Below are 13,837 nucleotides of genomic sequence, written 5' to 3'. Positions count from 1 at the left end.
GGGGCGCCGTCCGGCCGCGCCGGGATGGGATGCTGGGCGCGGACCGCGGCAACGGCGCCGGCGGTCGCGGCCCGGTGCGACCCGCCCGGGCCCGGGAAGCGCACGAGCACGGGAGGCGACGGTGGGCGCAGTCGCCTCCGGCACGCTGGAGCGCCCCTCCGAGACACCGCGGCCGGCATCCCCGTCCCGCCGCCGCCTGCCCTGGCGCACGATGCTGGCCGCCGCCGGCGGAGGACTGCTGCTGCTGGCCTTCCCCGGCTGGGGCCTGTGGCCGCTGGCGCCGCTGGGCGTGGCCGCCCTCGCCCTCGCCGTCGCCGGACAGCGCGCCCGCGCGGGCGCCTGGCTGGGCCTGGTCTGCGGCCTGACCTTCTTCGTGCCGCTGCTGTCGTGGAGCGGCATCTACGTCGGCGCCTTCCCGTGGCTGGCCCTGGCGGTGTCGCAGGCGCTGTTCGTCGCGCTGCTCGGTGCGGCCACCGCGGCGACGTCCCGGCTGCCGCTGTGGCCGCTGTGGGCGGCGGCGCTGTGGGTGGCTGACGAGGCGCTGCGCGGCCGGCTGCCCCTGGGCGGGTTCCCCTGGGGCCGGTTGGGGCTGAGCCAGACCGAGGGCCCGTTCCTCTCCCTGGCCGCCTACGGCGGGGTGCCGCTGGTCGGCTTCGCCGTCGCGCTCACCGGCACGCTGCTGGCCGCCGGGGTGCTGCGCCTGACCGCGCGGCGGGCCGCCCGGGGGGCTCCGCCGCGGGCCGGCCGGGACGCCGGGCTGCGGGCGGCGGTGCTCGCGCTCGCCGGCGCGGTCGCGGTGCCGCTGCTGGGCTGGCTGGCCTGGGCGCCCCTGCCCGGCCCGTCGCTGACCGACGGCGGCCCGACGCGCACCGTCGCCGTCGTCCAGGGCGACGTGCCCCAGCCCGGCCTGGAGTTCAACGAGCGGCGGCGGGCGGTCCTGGACAACCACGTCACCCGCACCGTGGAGCTGGCCGAGGCGGTCGCGGCGGGCGAGCGGCCGCAGCCGGACCTCGTCGTGTGGCCCGAGAACAGCTCCGACATCGACCCCTACCTCAACGCCGACGCCGCGCGCGCGATCAGCCGGGCCGCCGAGGCCGTCGGCGCGCCGATCCTGGTCGGCGCGGTCGTCGACGGCCCGGGGCGGTACATCAGCAACACCGGCATCGTCTGGGACCCCGAGACCGGGCCCGGGGACACCTACGTCAAGCGCCACCCCGTGCCCTTCGGCGAGTACGTGCCGGCCCGGAGCTTCTTCCGCCTGTTCAGCGACAAGGTCGACCTGATCCGGCGGGACTTCGTGCACGGCACCGAGGTCGGGGTGCTGGAGGCCGGCGGCGCGCAGGTGGGCGACCTCATCTGCTTCGAGGTCGTCTACGACGGGCTGGTGCGCGACGTGGTCCGGGCGGGGGCCGGGATGGTCGTCGTCCAGACCAACAACGCCACCTTCGGCTACACCGACGAGAGCGAGCAGCAGCTGGCCGCCAGCCGGCTGCGCGCGGTGGAGTTCGGCCGCACCGTCCTGGTCGCCGCCACCAGCGGCATCTCGGCGATCGTCGCCCCCGACGGGTCCCTGGCGGCCCGCTCGGAGCTGTTCGAGCCGGCGGTCTTCGTCGAGGACGTCGCCCAGCGCGACTCGACCACCGTGGCCGAGCGGCTCGGCGCCGGGCCGGAGTGGGGGCTGAGCGCGCTGGCGGCGGGGGCGCTGCTGGCCGTGGTCGTGCCCGCGGCCGTCCGCCGTCGCGCCCGGCGGAGCTCGGCGTGACCGCGGCGCGGGTCCTCGTCGTCGTCCCCACCTACGACGAGGTGGACAACCTCGAGCCGATCCTCGAGCGGCTGCACCGCAGCGTCCCCGCGGCGCACGCCCTGGTGGTGGACGACGGCTCGCCGGACGGCACCGGGGAGCTCGCCGAGAAGCTGGCCGCCCTCGACCCGCGGGTGCACGTGCTGCGCCGCACCGTGAAGGCCGGGCTCGGGCCGGCCTACGTGGCCGGCTTCCGGTGGGGGCGGGCGCGTGGCTACGACGTCCTGGTCGAGATGGACGCCGACGGCTCCCACCACCCCGAGCAGCTGCCCGCCCTGCTGGCCGCGCTGGAGGGCGCCGACCTGGCGCTGGGCTCCCGGTACGTGCCCGGCGGCCGGGTGGAGGACTGGCCGGCGCACCGGCTGCTGCTGTCCCGGGCGGGCAACCTGTGGACCCGCTGGGCCCTGCGGCTGCCGCTCGCCGACGCCACCGGCGGGTTCCGCGCGGTGCGGGCCGCGCTGGTCGACCGGCTGCCCTTCGACGACGTGGCCAGCCAGGGCTACTGCTTCCAGGTCGACTGGGCCTGGCGCGCCGTCCGCGCCGGGGCCCGCGTGGTCGAGGTGCCGATCACCTTCACCGAACGGGCGTTCGGCAGGAGCAAGATGAGCGGTTCGATCGTTGGAGAGGCATTGGTACGGGTCACCTGGTGGGGCCTGCAGGACCGGCTGGCCGACTGGTTGCCGGGCCGGGTCCGCCGCCCCGTGCCGGGACGGGTCCGCGACGGCGGGCGGTCGACCGCGGTCCGGTAGGCGGGCCGGGGCCGCACGCGCCGGGCGGGCAGAGGAGAGCCGTGGGTCGCCGCGTGCGCATCGCAGCCGGGCTGTTCGCCCTGGCCGAGGTCGTCGTCTTCGTGCTGGTCGCGAGCTGGATCGGGGTCGGCTGGACCCTGCTGGCGACGCTGGCCACCAGCGCGCTGGGCTGGGCGCTGCTGGCCCGGCAGGGCACCCGGGCGCTGTCCGAGCTGCGCGACCGCGCCCGGGACCGCCGGCTCCCGGGCCGCGCCCTCGGCGACGCCGGGCTGATCGGCCTGGGCGGGCTGCTCATGGTGCTGCCGGGCTTCCTCGGGGACCTGGTCGGCCTGCTGTGCCTGCTCCCGCCCACCCGGTTCCTGGTGCGCGCCGTCCTGGGCCGGGTGCTCGCCAACCGACTGCCCGTGCAGCTGCGCGGCCCGGTGCACGTCCGCAGCCGACGCGTCGAGGAGGTCCGGTATGCCGGGCCGCCGCCTGCGGACCGGCCGCTGGTCGTCGAGGGCCGGGTCGTCGAAGGCCAGGTCGTCGAGGGCGGGGTCGTCGAAGGCGGGGTCGTCGAGGGCGGGGTCGTCGAGGGCCAGGTCCAGGACGGGCCGACTCGCTAGCCGTCGGCTCGCTGGCCGACGACTCGCTGGCCGGCCCGCGGCAGGTCGGACCGGCCGGGGGAGCGGGAGTCGTCGGGCTCCGGACGCGGAACGGCCCCGGTGGGGAGTCCCACCGGGGCCGTTCCGTCGGTCCGCCTGCCTCCGGGAGGCGGGCCCTCAGCTCAGCTGGCGCGGGTCCGCCGGCCGCGGAGCACCTCGAGCCGCTCGGCCAGGACCTCCTCGAGGTCGTCCACCGAGCGACGCTCCAGGAGCATGTCCCAGTGCGTCCGCGGGGGCTTGACCTTCTTGGGAGCCGGCTCGGCGCCACCCACGAGCTTGGCGGCGGAGCCGTCGAACTTGCACTCCCAGGTGTCGGGCACCTCGGCGTCATCCGCGAAGGGCACGGTGAACAGGTGGCCCGAGGGGCACCGGTACTCCACGTACTGGCGCTCGATCGGTGCGGTGTTCCGCTCGGTCTCGTAGCTCACGCTGCCCAGTCGGCTGCCCCGCAGGGAACGCTCGCCCATGGCACACCGTCCTCTCGTGCTGGTGGTGTCGGTCGGTTCTCGACGTCGCTGGACGGGGGGTTACCCACCCGGCGAGGGAGTCGAAAGGACCAACGACAGATTTCGCGGAGAGATTCCGCAGAGTCGGTTCGAAATCATCGCATGGGGTGGTATAGGAGCCCGCGGCCACCCCCCGATGGGGTAGGTCAGGGCAGGGCGAGCTGCCCGGGGCCCGCGGCCGTCGGCCCGAGCTGGCCCAGGACGTGGTGCCGCCGGCACAGCACCTGGTAGTGCACCTCGGGGTCGGGGCCCGTCTCGTCGGGGGCCGGCGTGGGCGCGGTGTCGGCGACGACGACCGTCGCGCCCTCGCGCACCATGGCGCCGTCCACCACCCGGGCGTTGAGCAGGCCGGGCAGCCCGCACCAGCACAGCACCTCCACCTGGACCCGCTGGACGTCGTCGGCGACCTCCAGCAGCCGCTGGGTGCCGGGGAACAGCCGGGTGCGGAAGTCCGTGGTCAGGCCGAAGGCGTAGACGTCGACGTGCGACTCGTCGACGAGCTCGGCGAGCTGGTCGACCTGCGCGTCGGTGAGAAACTGGGCCTCGTCGACGATCAGGTAGTCCACCCGGTCGCCGACCGCCCAGGAGTCGCGGACCAGCAGCCGCAGGTCGGTGCCGGCGTCGACCTCGATCGCCTCCCGGCACAGCCCGACCCGGGAGCTGATCTGCGGGCGGGCGGAGCGGTCCCCCTGGGTCAGCAGCAGCCCCCGCCGTCCCTGCCGGCTCTGGTTGTGGTCGACCTGCAGCGCGAGGGTCGACTTCCCGCAGTCCATCGGGCCGTGGAAGAACCGCAGGTGTGCCGGCGCCGGGTGGCGGCGGCGGTCCCCGGCGACGGGGACGGAGACCAGCCGGCGCTCGGTGCGGGCGTCGGAGTCGAGGGGAGGGGTCACGCTGCCTCCTCGCTGGCGCTCGTCGGCACCGTTCCCTGAGGTGCTGTGTCCTCGGGTGACCTCGCCGGCTCGGTCACAAACGCTCCGGGACGGGGTTGCCCGCCGCGACGACCGCGCGGCGGATGGGCAGCGCGGCCAGCGCGGCGAAGCCGGCCACGAAGAAGACGACGAGGCTGACGATCGCCAGCCGGTAGGAGCCGGTCAGCTGGTAGGTGAGGCCGAAGGCCAGCGGCCCGAGCCAGCTGGTGCCGCGGTCGCTGATCTCGTAGAAGCCGTAGTACTCGGCCTCCTTGCCCGCCGGGATCAGCTGACTGAACAGCGACCGGGACAGCGCCTGGGTGCCGCCCTGGACCAGGCCGATGACGGCGGCCAACGCGTAGAACTGGCCGACCGCGCCGGCCTGCAGGAAGAACGCGGCGACCAGCACGCCGATCCAGGCCACCAGGCTGCCCAGCACGACCCGCTTGGCGCCGTAGCGGGCGGCCAGCCGGCCCAGGCCCAGCGCCCCGGCGACCGCCACCACCTGCACCATGAGGATCGCGCCGGTGAGCACCGACTGGTCCAGGCCCAGCTCCTCGGTGGCGTACGTGGCCGACAGCGCGATGACGGTCTGGACGCCGTCGTTGAACAGCAGGTACGCGCCGAGGAACCACAGCGTGAGCGGGAACGCCCGCATCTCCCGCAGGGTCGTGGCCAGCTGGCGGAAGCCGCTGCGGCTGCCGACCGCGTCGGGGTCGCGCACCGGGCGGTTGCGCAGCCGCGACACCGTGAACACGGTGAACCCGCCCCACCACAGGCCGGCCGTGGCCAGGCAGATCCGCACCGCCTCGCCGGTGGTCAGGCCGAGCCCCTCGGCGCCCACCACGAGCCCGAGGTGGACGGCGAGCAGCAGCGCCCCGCCGACGTACCCGAACGCCCAGCCGCGGCTGGAGACGGCGTCCCGCTCGTCGGGGCCGGCCAGGTCCGGCAGCCAGGAGTAGAAGACGACCGTCGCCGCGCCGAAGCTGATGTTGGCGACCACGAACAGCGCCGCCCCCAGCAACCACCGGCCGTCCCCGGCGAAGTACAGCCCGGTGGTCGCCAGCGCGCCGAGGAAGGCGAAGCCGGCCAGCATCTCCCGCTTGCGGCCGGTGCGGTCGGCGACGGCGCCGGTGAGCGGCAGCACGAGCACCTGCAGCAGCACCGACGCCGACAGGACGTAGGAGAACCAGCTGCCGGCGGCGATCGACAGGCCGAGGAACGACAGGCGCTCGTCGGGCCCGGCGGCCTCCTCGGCGATCGCCGTGAGGTAGGGGCCCAGGAAGACGGTGGTGACGCTGGTGTTGAACACCGACATCGCCCAGTCGTAGGAGTACCAGCCGAACCGCTCGCGGCGCAGGGCGCGGTCGGTGGAGGGGGCGGTCGGGGTGGCGGCCGTCGTCACGGGCGCAGGGTGTCAGCCGTGGGGGGGCCGGTCCAGCACGCGCCGGTCACGGGGTGTCCTCGCCGGTGGTCGGCCACGCCGTGACCGACGGTGCTGCGCTTCCCGGCGCGCGCAGGACCGGTCACCTGATGTCGTCCGGGACGACGCCGCCCGGGAACGCCGCCGTCGCCGTCGTCGGCCGGGTCGGGTCCACGAAGGCGGGCCGGTCGGCCGGCTCCCCGGCGCGCAGCGGCGCCAGGCCCCGGGTGATCGCCGCGGCGATGCGGGTGCGCGCCCGGTTGGCGTCGCCGACCCGGCCCGGCTGCAGGTCCTCGAAGAAGACGGCCGGGCCGATGTGCACCTTGAGCGCCGGCTGCCGCCAGAACGCGCGCAGCAGGGTCCGCAGCTTGCCCCAGTCGTTGGCGTACTGCAGCGGCTCGTGGGCGCCCCACTGGCTGACCGGGATCACCGGCACGTCGGCGGCCAGCGCCATCCGGGCCAGCCCTGTCCGGCCGCGCTCGGGCCACCCGTCGGGCGTCAGGCCGACCCGGCCCTCGGGATAGGCGACGACGTGGCCGCCGTGGGCCAGGGCCACCTGGGTGACGGTGAGCGCGTGCGCGGCGACGTCGGTGCCGCGGTCCACCCGGATGCCGCCGGCGCGCTCCAGCAGCGGGCCGACGACCGGCGCGCGCATGATGCCGCCGGTGGCCATGAACCGCGGGGTGACGCCGGCCTTGTGCAGCGCGGCGGCGACGACGAACGTGTCGAAGTCCCCGATGTGGTTGACCGCCAGCAGCAGCGGGCCGTCCCGCCACTCCTCGGGGATCGACCCGGTCACCTGGATCCGGCCGAAGACGCTGGGCAGCCAGGAGAGCCACCGCAGCGCGAACCGCCAGAACCACCACGGCGGGGTGGCGGCGATGGCCAGTTCGCGGGCGAACCACTCCGGGTCGTCGGGGCCGACCAGGTGCGCGACGTCGTCCGGCAGCGGTGGCGCCGGCGGCCGCCAGGCCCGGACCCGCGCACCCATGCTCACCGCGCCACCCACTGGTCGCGCTTCTCCAGCAGCTCGCGCAGCATCGCCGGGCGGTCGGTCATGACGCCGTCCACGCCGAGGTCGAGCATCGCGGTCGTCTCCTCCTCGGTGTTGACCGTCCAGACGTGCACCTGCAGGCCACGGGCGTGCGCGGCGGCCAGGAACCGCTCGTCGACCAGGGCCCGCCCGCCCAGCTGCAGGGGCACCTGGGCGCAGCCGGCCTGGATGCGCACCAGGCCGGCCGCCCGGGGGGAGTAGGACGACAGGCGCAGGGCGGCGACCCCGCGCGGGCCCAGCGAGGTGCACACCGTGGGCCCGAACAGCCGGCGGGCGGCGGCGATCCGCGCGTCGGAGAACGACCCCAGGCAGATCCGGTCGGCGACGTCCAGCCGCCGCACGGTGCGGGCCAACGGGGCCAGGACGCCGGCGGCCTTGATGTCGAGGTTGAAGCGGACGTCGGGCCACGCGCAGAGCAGCTCCTCGAGCCGCAGGATCGGTTCCCGCCCGCCGATGCGCGCCGCGGCGACCTCCGCCCACGGCAGCTGGTCGATGCGGCCGGAGCGGTCGGTGACCCGGTCCAGGGTCGCGTCGTGGAAGACGACCGGCACCCCGTCGGCGGTCACGCGGACGTCGGTCTCCAGGTACCGGTAGCCCAGCGCCACGCAGGCCTGGAAGGCCGGCATGGTGTTCTCCAGGTGCTCGATCGCGCCGCCGCGGTGGGCCATGGCGATGGGGGTCGGCCCGTCGAGGAACGCGTACCGGACCGGGACCACGCCGACACGCTAACGCCGGTGCCCTCCGCGCCGGTCAGGGCCTCGTCCCACCCGTTCCTCGTGCCTCCGCGGCCCCGTCCGTGCGGCCGGCGACGGCCCCGTCCGTGCGGCCGGCGACGGCCCCGTCCGTGCGGCCGGCGACGGCTCCGCCCAGGCGGGCGACGATGGTCTCCAGCACCGGCCGCGGCGTGGCGAGGTTGAGCCGGACGTGCCCGGCGCCGGGGGTGCCGCACTCCGGGCCGTCGACCAGGGCCACGCCCGCGCGGTCGAGGAAGAACGTCCCCGCCGAGGTGGGCAGGTCCAGGGCGCGGCAGTCCAGCCACGCCAGGTAGGTGCCCTCCGGCGGGGTCCAGCGCACCCCGGGCAGGTGCTCGGCGAGCAGCTCCCCGAGGCGGCGGCGGTTGCCGTCGAGGTAGTCCAGCACCCGGGCCAGCCACGGGCCGCCCTCGGTGTAGGCGGTGGTGTTGGCCAGCACCCCGAGCGTGGCGGCGGCGTGGGTGTACCGGGCCCCGACCCGCGCCCAGGTGGCGGCGTCGGCCTCGTTGGACAGCAGCAGCTGCGCGGCCTTGAGGCCGGGCAGGTTCCAGGCCTTGGACGCCGACGTCGCGGTGACGGTGTGCCGCGCGGTGGCGGGGGAGAGTGCGGCGTAGGGGCGGTGCCGCGCGCCCGGGTACACCAGCGGCGCGTGGATCTCGTCGGCGAACACCCGGGCACCGGCCCGCTCCACGACCTCGGCCAGGGCGAGCTGCTCGGACTCGCTGAAGACCCGGCCCAGCGGGTTGTGCGGGTTGGTGTGCACCAGCAGCGCCCCGCCGGCGGCGAAGGCGCGGGCGATGCCGTCGAGGTCGTAGCCGGCCCGGCCGTCCCGCTCGACCATCGGCACCTCGATCAGCTCCCGGCCGAGCATCCCGGGGAGGGTGAGGAAGGGCATGTACGCCGGCGTCGGCAGCACCACGGGGCTGCCCGGCGGGGTGAACTGCTCGATGGCCACCTGCAGCCCGGCCAGCACGTCGGCCAGCGGGGAGACCCACTCCGCGGGCACCGCCCAGCCGTACCGCTCGGCGTACCAGCCGGCGCACGCGCGGGACATCGCCGCGGCGGCCTCCGGAGTCAGGTAGCCGAACGCGGCCCGGTCGACCGCCGCGTGCAGCACCTGCTGCACCTCGGGGGCGGTGCCGAAGTCCATCTCGGCCACGAACGCGCCGATCGCCGTCCCGTAGCGCGTCCACTTCAGGCTGCCCCCGGCGCGCAGCGCCTCCTCGGTGACCGCGTCGAACTCCTGCACGGCGTGCTCCCTCCTGGTGCGCTCCGCGTGTCGGGCGTGTCCCTCGGTCCTGTCAGGGGTCACGTCTACCGTGCCCTGCGTGGCCAAGCACGACAGCACGCAGGTGACCGACGAGGAGGCATCGACCGATCCCGCGCTGCCCGGCCCCCGCCAGGCCAGTGGCACCGAGCGCCGCTGCGGGTGGTGCCGCCGGGTGCTCCCGCAGCAGGGGTCGGTGGGCCGGCCCCGCCAGTACTGCGGGCAGGCCTGCCGCCAGCGCGCCTACGAGCAGCGGTCGGCGACGGCGAAGGCGGGGCTGTCCGGCGACGTCGTCCTGGTGACGCGGGCCGAGCTCGACGGCCTGCAGGACCGGCTCTACCAGCTGCGGTGCGCGATCGAGGACGTGCAGACCCTGCTGGGGGAGCGGCACACCAAGGCCGAGCTGGAACGCTCGCTGGCCGACCTGGTCCGCTCCACCGGTCGGCTCGACAAGCTCTGGGTCTCCGAGCGAGCCGCCGGCTGACGTCACCGTCAGCCGGCGGCGCGGGCCGTTGGACCGGGGACCGGGACGGTCAGCCGTCCTCCTCTTCCTCGCCCTCGCCCTGCTCGACCCCGTCGCCCTGGTCGGAGTTGTCCGGCACGTTGTCCTGGGACGGGTCGGACTCCTCGTTGGTGTCGGTGTTGGGCGCGTCCCCGCTGTCGGTGGTCCCGTCGTTCTGGTCCTGCCCGGCGGCCTCGCAGGCGGTCAACGTCGCGCCGCCCCCGAACAGCGCCAGAGCAGTCATCAGTGCGGCGATCGGACGTCGGAGTTGCATGTCTGGAACCCTAGGCAGCCCGCAGGAGGTCCGCCCGTCGAACTCCCGGGTCCGCATCCCGGGCGTTCGACGGCGGGTCGCGGCCGGTCCGTCCCCGGCGCGGCGTGGCACGATCGCCCGGGTGACCAGCGGTTCCGCCGAGACGCAGCACCTGCGCGACCTCGCGCGGCTGCGCCGCGTGCGCGACCGGATCGACCGGGAGTACGCGCAGCCGCTGGACGTCGAGGCGCTGGCCCGCGGCGTGCACATGTCGGCCGGCCACCTCAGTCGCGAGTTCCGGCGGGCCTACGGCGAGTCGCCCTACAGCTACCTGATGACCCGGCGGATCGAACGCGCGATGGCGCTGCTGCGCCGGGGCGACCTCAGCGTCACCGACGTCTGCTTCGCGGTGGGCTGCTCGTCGCTGGGCACCTTCAGCACCCGGTTCACCGAGCTGGTCGGGATGCCGCCGAGCACCTACCGGCGGGAGGCGGCGCGGGCGACGGCGGGGATGCCGTCGTGCGTGGCGAAGCGGGTCACCAGACCGGTCAGGAATCGAGAAGCCCAGGTCACCGGGCCGCACCTAGCGTGACCGCCATGGACATCACCATCCACACCACGGCCCTCCCGCACACCGACCCCGAGGCCTCGCTGGCCTTCTACCGCGACGTCCTCGGGTTCGAGGTCCGCAGCGACGTCGGCCGGGGCGCCATGCGCTGGATCACCGTCGGCCCCGTCGGGCAGCCCGGGACGTCGATCCTCCTGGCGCCCCCGGCGGCGGACCCCGGCATCACCGACGACGAGCGCCGCACCATCGCCGAGATGATGGCCAAGGGCACCTACGGCTGGATCCTGCTGGCCACGCCCGACCTCGACGGCACCTTCGACAAGATCCAGGCCGCCGACGTCGAGGTCGTGCAGGAGCCGACCGACCAGCCCTACGGCGTCCGCGACTGCGCCTTCCGCGACCCCGCCGGCAACATGGTCCGCATCCAGCAGCTGCGCTGAGCCGACCGGACCCACCGCCGATCGGCCCCACCTCGACCGCACCCCTGCCCGCGACCCCGCCCGGCGTCAGCCGGACGGGCGTCGCGCCTCCCGCCGGCCCCGCCGATGAGGTAGACAGCGCAAGCGATGCCGCGACCGCGCCGACGACGGCGCGCTGCTCGAGCCCGGCGGCGCCTCCGGGACCGCCGCGGCCGCCCGCCCGACAGATGGAGACCTGATGAGCACGGACACGCAGTCGCCCGCGCTGCACGTCGCCGACAGCCACGACCTGATCCGCGTGCACGGCGCGCGGGAGAACAACCTCAAGGACGTCGACGTCGAGCTGCCCAAGCGGCGGCTGACCGTGTTCACCGGGGTCTCGGGCTCGGGCAAGAGCTCGCTGGTGTTCGGGACGATCGCCGCGGAGTCGCAGCGGCTGATCAACGAGACCTACAGCGCCTTCGTGCAGGGCTTCATGCCGACGCTGTCGCGGCCGGAGGTGGACCTGCTCGACGGCCTGACCACCGCGATCATCGTCGACCAGGAGCGGATGGGCGCCAACCCGCGGTCCACGGTCGGCACCGCCACCGACGCCAACGCGATGCTGCGCATCCTGTTCAGCCGGCTGGGCCAGCCGCACATCGGCTCGCCCAACGCGTTCTCCTTCAACATCCCCACGGTGCGGGCCAGCGGTGCGATCACCGTCGAGCGCGGCGCGAAGACCAAGGCGGAGAAGGCCACCTTCACCCGGCTCGGCGGCATGTGCCCGCGCTGCGAGGGCATGGGCTCGGTGACCGACTTCGACCTCACGGCGCTCTACGACGCGAGCAAGTCGCTCAGCGAGGGTGCGCTGACCGTCCCCGGCTACAGCATGGACGGCTGGTACGGCCGCATCTTCAGCGGCGCGGGGCTGCCCATGGACAAGCCGATCGGGCAGTACAGCAAGAAGGAGCTGCACACGCTGCTCTACGGGGAGCCGACGAAGATCAAGGTGGAGGGGGTCAACCTCACCTACGAGGGAGTCATCCCCAAGATCCAGAAGTCGATGCTGTCCAAGGACGTCGAGGCGATGCAGCCGCACGTCCGGGCCTTCGTGGAGCGGGCGATCACCTTCACCACGTGCCCCGAGTGCGAGGGCACCCGCCTGGCCCCGGAAGCCCGGTCGTCGCGGATCCGTGGCAAGAACATCGCCGACCTGTGCGCGATGCAGATCAGCGACCTCGCCGAGTGGGTCCGGGACCTCGACGAGCCCTCGGTGGCCCCGCTGCTCACGGGGCTGCAGCACCTGCTCGACTCGTTCGCGCAGATCGGGCTGGGCTACCTCTCCCTCGACCGGCCCGCCGGCACCCTCTCCGGGGGAGAGGCGCAGCGGACCAAGATGATCCGCCACCTGGGCTCCTCGCTCACCGACGTCACCTACGTCTTCGACGAGCCCACCATCGGCCTGCACCCGCACGACATCCAGCGGATGAACGACCTGCTGCTGCAGCTGCGGGACAAGGGCAACACGGTGCTCGTCGTGGAGCACAAGCCCGAGACGATCGCGATCGCCGACCACGTCGTCGACCTCGGCCCCGGTGCCGGCACCGAGGGCGGCCAAGTGGTGTTCGAGGGCACCGTCGAGGGGCTGCGGTCCAGCGGCACGCTCACCGGGCGGCACCTGGACGACCGCGCCGCCCTCAAGCCCTCGGTGCGGACGCCGTCCGGGGTGCTGGAGGTCCGGGGTGCCCGCACCCACAACCTCCGCGACGTCGACGTCGACATCCCGCTGGGGGTGCTCTGCGTCGTGACCGGCGTCGCCGGCTCCGGCAAGAGCTCGCTGATCCACGGCTCGGTCGCCGGCCGCGAGGGCGTGGTGGTGGTCGACCAGACCGCGATCCGGGGCTCGCGACGCAGCAACCCGGCGACCTACACCGGGCTGCTCGAGCCGATCCGCAAGGCCTTCGCCAAGGCCAACGGCGTCAAGCCGGCGCTGTTCAGCTCCAACTCCGAGGGCGCCTGCCCGACCTGCAACGGCGCCGGCGTCATCTACACCGACCTCGGCGTCATGGCCACCGTCGAGACCACCTGCGAGGACTGCGAGGGCAAGCGGTTCCAGGCGTCGGTGCTGGAGTACACGCTGGGCGGGCAGGACATCGCCGACGTCCTGGGCATGTCGGTGGTCGAGGCCGAGGAGTTCTTCGGCACCGGCGAGGCGCGCACGCCCGCCGCGCACAAGATCCTCGACCGGCTCGTCGACGTCGGCCTGGGCTACCTCACCCTCGGCCAGCCGCTCACCACGCTGTCCGGCGGCGAGCGGCAGCGGCTCAAGCTGGCCACCCAGATGGCCGAGAAGGGCGACGTCTACGTCCTCGACGAGCCGACCACCGGCCTGCACCTGGCCGACGTCGAGCAGCTGCTCGGCCTGCTCGACCGGCTCGTCGACTCCGGCAAGTCGGTCATCGTCATCGAGCACCACCAGGCGGTCATGGCGCACGGCGACTGGATCATCGACCTCGGCCCCGGCGCCGGCCACGACGGTGGCACGGTCGTCTTCGAGGGCCCGCCCGCCGACCTGGTCGCCGCCCGCTCCACCCTCACCGGCCGGCACCTGGCCGACTACGTCGGCGCCTGACCGGACCCGCTGACCCACCCCCGATTCCGTCACTGTGACGGAACAGGGGGTGGGTCAGCGGGTGAAGGGGGGAGGGTCACCCGGAACGTCCGCCGGTCGGCGCGGGTCGCCTCGCTCCCGGTCGGGCGGTGCGGTCGCGCCGGCCGAGGCGGTCCGGGGGAGTCGTGGCGGGATCGCCGTCGGCGCGCGGGCACGGCTGTGCACCCGGCGCGGCTGTGCACCCGGGTCGCCGTGCACCAGACGCACACACCCGTCGTTGCGTCACAGTGACGTAATGACGGGTGGATCGGTGGACCCGGGCGGGGTGGCCGCACGGCTCGGCGGGACGTCGAGCCGAGGCGGTCGACCCAGGAGGAAGATCGTCTCGGGCCGTGCGG

The 13,837-nt window shown here is 74.8% G+C and carries 14 protein-coding genes; 7 read left to right on the top strand and 7 right to left on the bottom strand.

Features of this window, described 5'->3' with window-relative positions:
* Nucleotides 1–121 precede the first annotated feature (121 nt).
* Genes lnt through ACI789_RS12520 form a run of 3 tightly spaced genes read left to right on the top strand, consistent with a single transcriptional unit; the run spans nt 122 to nt 3,155 of the window.
* Nucleotides 122–1,762: an apolipoprotein N-acyltransferase gene (gene lnt / locus ACI789_RS12530; RefSeq protein ID WP_457009420.1), complete on the top strand. Its 1,641-nt coding sequence runs from the start codon at nt 122–124 to the stop codon at nt 1,760–1,762.
* Nucleotides 1,759–2,550 carry a polyprenol monophosphomannose synthase gene (locus tag ACI789_RS12525; protein ID WP_457009418.1) on the top strand — a complete coding sequence of 264 codons (792 nt, stop codon included), beginning with the start codon at nt 1,759–1,761 and terminating at the stop codon, nt 2,548–2,550. The genes lnt and ACI789_RS12525 overlap by 4 nt, the downstream gene beginning before the upstream one ends.
* Nucleotides 2,551–2,591: 41 nt before the next feature.
* The gene (locus tag ACI789_RS12520; RefSeq protein WP_457009416.1) at nt 2,592–3,155 is read left to right on the top strand and encodes an FxsA family protein; all 564 of its coding nucleotides are present in this window, start codon (nt 2,592–2,594) and stop codon (nt 3,153–3,155) included.
* 161 nt (nt 3,156–3,316) lie between these two features.
* Here the strand turns inward: ACI789_RS12520 and ACI789_RS12515 are convergent, their stop codons facing one another.
* The 6 genes from ACI789_RS12515 to ACI789_RS12490 all read right to left on the bottom strand — a co-directional run bounded on the left by ACI789_RS12515 (nt 3,317) and on the right by ACI789_RS12490 (nt 9,086).
* On the bottom strand, nt 3,317–3,661 hold the full coding sequence (locus ACI789_RS12515; RefSeq protein WP_457009414.1) for an RNA polymerase-binding protein RbpA: 345 nt from the start codon (nt 3,659–3,661) through the stop codon (nt 3,317–3,319).
* A 185-nt stretch (nt 3,662–3,846) separates the two neighbouring features.
* Nucleotides 3,847–4,590 (bottom strand): thymidine kinase, encoded by a 744-nt coding sequence (locus tag ACI789_RS12510; protein ID WP_456918339.1) that lies wholly within the window; start codon nt 4,588–4,590, stop codon nt 3,847–3,849.
* Nucleotides 4,591–4,663: 73 nt separating this feature from the next.
* The gene (locus ACI789_RS12505) at nt 4,664–6,013 is read right to left on the bottom strand and encodes an MFS transporter (protein ID WP_457009412.1); all 1,350 of its coding nucleotides are present in this window, start codon (nt 6,011–6,013) and stop codon (nt 4,664–4,666) included.
* A gap of 121 nt (nt 6,014–6,134) precedes the next feature.
* On the bottom strand, nt 6,135–7,022 hold the full coding sequence (locus ACI789_RS12500; protein ID WP_457009509.1) for a lysophospholipid acyltransferase family protein: 888 nt from the start codon (nt 7,020–7,022) through the stop codon (nt 6,135–6,137).
* A gap of 2 nt (nt 7,023–7,024) precedes the next feature.
* On the bottom strand, nt 7,025–7,801 hold the full coding sequence (locus ACI789_RS12495; protein WP_457009410.1) for a glycerophosphodiester phosphodiesterase: 777 nt from the start codon (nt 7,799–7,801) through the stop codon (nt 7,025–7,027).
* A 34-nt stretch (nt 7,802–7,835) separates the two neighbouring features.
* Nucleotides 7,836–9,086: a MalY/PatB family protein gene (locus ACI789_RS12490; protein ID WP_457009408.1), complete on the bottom strand. Its 1,251-nt coding sequence runs from the start codon at nt 9,084–9,086 to the stop codon at nt 7,836–7,838.
* 79 nt (nt 9,087–9,165) lie between these two features.
* On the opposite strand from ACI789_RS12490, the gene ACI789_RS12485 reads away from it, so the two are divergent.
* Nucleotides 9,166–9,588, top strand: coding sequence for a hypothetical protein (locus tag ACI789_RS12485; protein WP_456918344.1), 423 nt, complete (start codon nt 9,166–9,168; stop codon nt 9,586–9,588).
* A 49-nt stretch (nt 9,589–9,637) separates the two neighbouring features.
* Here the strand turns inward: ACI789_RS12485 and ACI789_RS12480 are convergent, their stop codons facing one another.
* Nucleotides 9,638–9,880 carry a hypothetical protein gene (locus ACI789_RS12480; RefSeq protein ID WP_457009406.1) on the bottom strand — a complete coding sequence of 81 codons (243 nt, stop codon included), beginning with the start codon at nt 9,878–9,880 and terminating at the stop codon, nt 9,638–9,640.
* A 121-nt stretch (nt 9,881–10,001) separates the two neighbouring features.
* On the opposite strand from ACI789_RS12480, the gene ACI789_RS12475 reads away from it, so the two are divergent.
* The 3 genes from ACI789_RS12475 to ACI789_RS12465 all read left to right on the top strand — a co-directional run bounded on the left by ACI789_RS12475 (nt 10,002) and on the right by ACI789_RS12465 (nt 13,460).
* Entirely contained in the window at nt 10,002–10,451 is a 450-nt protein-coding gene (locus tag ACI789_RS12475) for a helix-turn-helix transcriptional regulator (RefSeq protein ID WP_456918346.1), read from the top strand.
* Between the two features lie 5 nt (nt 10,452–10,456).
* Nucleotides 10,457–10,867, top strand: coding sequence for a VOC family protein (locus ACI789_RS12470; RefSeq protein ID WP_457009403.1), 411 nt, complete (start codon nt 10,457–10,459; stop codon nt 10,865–10,867).
* A gap of 217 nt (nt 10,868–11,084) precedes the next feature.
* Nucleotides 11,085–13,460 carry an ATP-binding cassette domain-containing protein gene (locus ACI789_RS12465; RefSeq protein WP_457009401.1) on the top strand — a complete coding sequence of 792 codons (2,376 nt, stop codon included), beginning with the start codon at nt 11,085–11,087 and terminating at the stop codon, nt 13,458–13,460.
* Nucleotides 13,461–13,837 lie beyond the last annotated feature (377 nt).

It is taken from the genome of Geodermatophilus sp. SYSU D00965, assembly GCF_054050075.1.
Note: the sequence above shows the minus strand (reverse complement) of the source record. Positions and strands in the feature narration are given on the sequence as shown.

Bases quoted from the DNA above. Each gene is read 5' to 3' on its own strand.
- ACI789_RS12515 (WP_457009414.1), bottom strand. From the start codon at position 3,661: ATGGGCGAGCGTTCCCTGCGGGGCAGCCGACTGGGCAGCGTGAGCTAC.
- ACI789_RS12500 (WP_457009509.1), bottom strand. From the start codon at position 7,022: ATGGGTGCGCGGGTCCGGGCCTGGCGGCCGCCGGCGCCACCGCTGCCG.
- ACI789_RS12480 (WP_457009406.1), bottom strand. From the start codon at position 9,880: ATGCAACTCCGACGTCCGATCGCCGCACTGATGACTGCTCTGGCGCTG.
- ACI789_RS12470 (WP_457009403.1), top strand. From the start codon at position 10,457: ATGGACATCACCATCCACACCACGGCCCTCCCGCACACCGACCCCGAG.
- ACI789_RS12465 (WP_457009401.1), top strand. From the start codon at position 11,085: ATGAGCACGGACACGCAGTCGCCCGCGCTGCACGTCGCCGACAGCCAC.